General features: G+C 66.7%; 3 protein-coding genes. All 3 read left to right on the top strand.

Features of this window, described 5'->3' with window-relative positions; genetic code table 11:
• The first annotated feature begins 362 nt into the window (after positions 1 to 362).
• Genes AB0B45_RS51395 through AB0B45_RS51405 form a run of 3 tightly spaced genes read left to right on the top strand, consistent with a single transcriptional unit; the run spans position 363 to position 2,097 of the window.
• Positions 363 to 854: a Tn3 family transposase gene (locus AB0B45_RS51395; RefSeq protein ID WP_358146361.1), complete on the top strand. Its 492-nt coding sequence runs from the start codon at positions 363 to 365 to the stop codon at positions 852 to 854.
• A gap of 59 nt (positions 855 to 913) precedes the next feature.
• Positions 914 to 1,723 carry a hypothetical protein gene (locus AB0B45_RS51400; protein ID WP_358146363.1) on the top strand — a complete coding sequence of 270 codons (810 nt, stop codon included), beginning with the start codon at positions 914 to 916 and terminating at the stop codon, positions 1,721 to 1,723.
• The gene (locus AB0B45_RS51405; RefSeq protein WP_358146365.1) at positions 1,720 to 2,097 is read left to right on the top strand and encodes a GntR family transcriptional regulator; all 378 of its coding nucleotides are present in this window, start codon (positions 1,720 to 1,722) and stop codon (positions 2,095 to 2,097) included. Before AB0B45_RS51400 ends, AB0B45_RS51405 begins: the two co-directional genes overlap by 4 nt.
• Positions 2,098 to 2,327: the final 230 nt, after the last annotated feature.

A 2,327-nucleotide genomic window follows, 5' to 3' on the forward strand; every position in this document is an offset into this window, starting at 1 on the left:
CCGCGCCCGTAGACCGAACGGTGGATCGCCGACCAGTAGACCTAATCCAACCGCAACGACGAAAGGGACATCAGCTCGCGTAACGCACTCTCAGACCCGTCGCGAGTTCGCATCTCCTGCGATTCGCGACGGTTTGAGATTCAAGACAACCTCTGAACAGTGGCTACGCCGTCCTGCGGCCCGTTTTGCGCCAACCGTCGCGGAGAGTCGGGCGCCGGTATCGAGTACCCAACCCGAACCCGCGGCGGGCATGCCCTGACGTTCTCAAGATCGACTCATGGCCGGTTTTACCCGTATCTCGGCTGGACCCGGATCTCGCCCCGGTCCATGACATACACGCGGTCGGCGGCCTTGAAGGCCGCGTGCGCGTTCTGCTCTACCGGCAGAATCGTCAGCGCCTGACTGAGGAGACGATCCGGGACGAGGCCGCGTCCTTGCCGACCAACTCGGTGATCTGCTGGACGACCGAGTACTACTCCAAGGCGATCGCCGCGCTGCGCGCTCAGGGCCGCGACGTCCCCGACGAGCTCCTGTCGTTCATCACGCCCGGCCACAGCGAGAACATCAACTTCTTCGGGATGATCGATGTCGATATCGAGGCCGAGCCATCCAAGCTCGACGGCGGATGGCGGCCGCTGCGCCCCACCCAGGTCACCGAGTCCGGCACCTCCTTCATCCTCAACCCTGGATTGCCCCGAGGCCGCAAGCGAAGGGCTGGTGACTTCGGTGAACGCCGAGGTCACCAGCCCTTGCGGACGCGGCCGAGGTCAGGTTCGGTGAAGGCTCGCCCGCCCCACCGGGTACACAGTGAGAATGGCAATGGCGCCTTGGCCCCAACGCCAAACTCGACGTAGCAAATGTATCGTTGTATTGGTACATTGGTTGGCAAAGGGGTGAGTCTGCCATGTCACCGATGACGGCGATGCTCGTCGAATTGCTGGTCGTACCCATCCTGGTGTTGCTGATCGGGTTTCGGCCGGTGTCCGGGAGGCGGGTCGCCCGTTTCGCCACCGAATACGACGTCACCCTCACCTGCGGTACTAGACCGATTCTCTCCGCCTACCTGGCCAGAACAAGCAGGTGGCGGGCTGGCGGCGGGGCGGTCGGCTGGCTCGCGGCCGGCGCGTTCACCTCCGGCAGCGGCTACTACTACTTTCTGGGCGTCACCGGATACCTGGTGGGTGCGATGGCTGCCGAGTTCGGGACGTCCCTGCCAATGCCCGAAGGCCAGCGCCGAGCCACCCTCGTGGTGCGTAGACCCGGTGACCGCCTGACCTGGGGAGCGCGCTGGGGCACGGTTCTCATCGTCGCGGCGCTGGGCGTTCATACCTGGATCTACCAGGTGTGGCCCAAAGCCGGGCATGCCAAGGTGCCATCGTCCCAGGTGATCCTCGACCTGGCGGGCATCGTGCTGGCCACGGCAGTCATGTGGCTGTCGTGCCGGTTCATCGTGATGCGCCCCCGGCCGGTGCGCGCCGCCGACCTCGGCGAGGCCGACGACGGGATCCGGGCGAGCTCGCTGCAGACCATCAGTGGGGCGTCATTGGCCCTGATGTGCCTGGCGGCTCTCGACGCGATGTGGGCCATGCTGCTCGACCTCGACGCCCCGGAACCTTTCAACTGGGTCATGAACGTGCTGGGTTTCGCGATGGTGTTGGCGGCGCTGTACTCCTGGTTCGGCATCCGGACCCGGCCGCGCCCCGCCCCGAAGGTCCCGGCGTGATCGTTGAGATCGATCCGGACGCGGCCACTCCGCCGTACGAGCAGCTTAGGGCCCAGATTGCCGCGCTGATCCGGACCGGAAAGCTGGCGGTCGGCGCTCGCCTCCCAAGCATCCGCCAACTCGCCCACGACCTCGGCCTGGCAGCGGGGACGGTCGCTCGTGCCTACCGCGAACTGGAGGCCGCAGGCTACCTGCGTGGTCGCGCGGGCCAGGGCACCGTCGTGCGCGACATCCCCCGCCTACCCGAAAGCGAACGCACCGCCCGCCTCGCCGACGCCGCCCGCGCCTACGCGGCCGCGGTCCGCGAACTCGGTATCGACGTCGACGTGGCCCTCACCACGGCCCACCACCACCTCACCGACTCTGCCAGCTGACCCGAGCCCCCGCTCTTCCGAAAGGTTCGCCAGGTGGCGGCGCCACTGCCATTCTCACCGTGTACCTGGTGAGGCCAGCCTTATCGACAGGCCGAACCCTGCCAGTGCCGCACCCCTCTCGGGGAAACGCCTCGACCTAGGGCGCGTATCGAGTCGTGATCAAGTGGTGGTCCGGGTGAGGTGCTTGACCCAGATCATTGAGGCGCGCAGATGGAGGCCGGCGAGGTAGC

Source organism: Nonomuraea sp. NPDC049152 (genome assembly GCF_040648355.1).
Lineage (GTDB): Bacteria > Actinomycetota > Actinomycetes > Streptosporangiales > Streptosporangiaceae > Nonomuraea.

Bases quoted from the DNA above. Each gene is read 5' to 3' on its own strand.
- AB0B45_RS51400 (WP_358146363.1), top strand. From the start codon at position 914: ATGACGGCGATGCTCGTCGAATTGCTGGTCGTACCCATCCTGGTGTTG.